The organism is Candidatus Magnetobacterium casense, assembly GCF_019173545.1.
GTDB lineage: Bacteria > Nitrospirota > Thermodesulfovibrionia > Thermodesulfovibrionales > Magnetobacteriaceae > Magnetobacterium > Magnetobacterium cryptolimnobacter.
In genome coordinates, this window is the sequence record NZ_JABXWD010000516.1 from 1 (window position 1) to 2,115 (window position 2,115).

The 2,115-nt window shown below is 51.0% G+C and carries 2 protein-coding genes; both read right to left on the reverse strand.

Annotated elements, in window-relative coordinates; all coding sequences use genetic code 11:
• The coding region (locus HWQ67_RS17055; protein ID WP_218253891.1) for an NAD-dependent epimerase/dehydratase family protein at nt 1–562 on the reverse strand (562 nt) is incomplete at its 3' end.
• On the reverse strand, nt 559–1,629 hold the full coding sequence (locus HWQ67_RS17060; RefSeq protein WP_218253892.1) for an NAD-dependent epimerase/dehydratase family protein: 1,071 nt from the start codon (nt 1,627–1,629) through the stop codon (nt 559–561). The genes HWQ67_RS17055 and HWQ67_RS17060, both read right to left, overlap by 4 nt.
• Nucleotides 1,630–2,115: the final 486 nt, after the last annotated feature.

Below are 2,115 nucleotides of genomic sequence, written 5' to 3' on the forward strand. Positions count from 1 at the left end.
ATGCCTTGCTTACGCCAAAGATTGAGTGCTTGCACTGGTCGATGCTCATCCCCTCGTCGATACCGTGCTTGTGGTAGGGATGATTGACGTCTATCTCCCAGCGCGTGTCATGCTCAACCAGGGGGAGCGAGTTGGGCGCATCGCCATAGACCTTGTTGGTCGATGTAAAGATAAACACGGCATCGGGGCAATATCGCCGGGTCAGTTCGAGCAGGGTCAGCGTTGCCGTGGCATTGACGGAGAAGTCGATCAACGGCTCCCCGGCAGCCCAATCGTGACTGGGCTGGGCGGCGGTATGCACGATCAGACGGATATCCGTCCCGTATGCTGAAAATACCTCTTGCATGGCCACCGCATCACGGATATCGATGTCGTAGTGCCTGTAGTTTGCGACGGTCTCTCTGAGCCTCTGTCTGTTCCAGGAGGTCGAGGCCTCGGGACCGAAGAACATCTCCCGTAGATTGTTGTCTATGCCAAGTATGATGTCAAACTTATCCGAAAAAAACTCCACCGATTCCCCGCCGATCAGCCCTGCGGAGCCGGTTATCAATGCTACGTTCATTTAAGTATCCCCTCCAGGGAGTCTTCGTTGTCTATGAGCCACAGGGCTATCTCCTGCACGATGTCTGTGACGGAGCGTTGTGGACGCCACCCGGTGGCAGTTGTCACCTTTGAGTGGTCGGTCAGATATATAGGGATGTCTGCCACCCTGTCCTGCACCACGCGGTCTATCTCTACGATATTGCCCGTAAATCGTTGACACAAGGACGTCAGTTCCCTCAACGAAAGGCTTATATCCCTGCCCCCACCCACGTTGTATGTCTGACCAACGTGGAGGTCTATGTTGCGTATCTGTGTATCAATGAGGTCGCAGAGGTCATCGACGTGCAGGATGTCCCTGACCTGCCTGCCCTCTGCACCAAAACCTAAGTATGCCAACCGCTGTCGCCAGAAATGCCTGGCCACCCAGTGGACAACTACCCCCTGGTCTACCTTGCCAAACTGCCAGGGGCCGGTCAATACACCACAGCGGTTTACAACACCTTTGATGTCGTACATATCGACGTACTCCTGCAGGATCAACTCCGATGCCAGCTTGGTTGCCCCATAGAGTGAACGCACCCCCTCCAGCGGAAAAAGCTCGCTAATCCCCCTGCGCGATACCCCGGGGACGGTTTGTTCGTTGGAGAGTTCAAACCGGGTCTCTGTCTGTTCTATGTTCAACCGGTTGATAGTCTTAATGGGGTAGACCCTGCTGGTTGAAAGAAAGATAAAGGTCACCGGGTGAGGCATCCTGCGAGCGAGTTCGAGGCAGTTGATTGTGCCAACGAGGTTGGTGCCGACAACGTACTCAGGCGACGAATTATATCCGGCAAGGACGGACGGTTCCGCCGAACACTCCAGTATCACATCGACGTCGCCAACGCTGTTGAGGTCCTCCTGGTTTCTGATATCGCCGTGGACAAACTCCACCCCCCAAGACCTCAGTCTGGCGGCATTGAGTTCGCTGCCCCTGCGTCTGAGATTGTCCAGGCAGGTGAGCTTAAGCTGCGGGTAGCGCTTCCTGAAACTTGTCGCAAGCGAACTGCCCACAAAACCACACCCTCCGGTGAGCAGCATCCTATTCATCTTTTACTACATACAGTTACATAAGCATAAACAGCAAATGTCATGTCCATATTTTAACATAATTGTTGCTGTAAAAAATGCCTGAGATGATATCCTGCCCATAATTATAGCAAAGAGGTATCCTATTTATATTTCATGGTATACTGATCGGATTCGAGTTTTTTCGGGTATTAAAATTGATGTGATAACGGAACAGAAAAATTACCGTTTATGCGGCTGGTCTTATATAGCGCGTTTCGATTGTGTGCAATACAAGAAAGAAGGGGGCGGCTACGCTTCTTGTCGCTCCAGGAGGGGGCTTTGCCCATACGTGTTAAGCTAAGAAAAAAACTAAGAACAAACAATGAGTTTAGAGTATAATAAAGAATCACTTAAGAGTAATAGTTCAGCTATACAATTGAAATGTTGTGTATATAGCACGTTTCGATTGGATTAAATACAAGATACATGGCATTTTTACGGGGTCAAGGGGACTGGTCCCCTTGC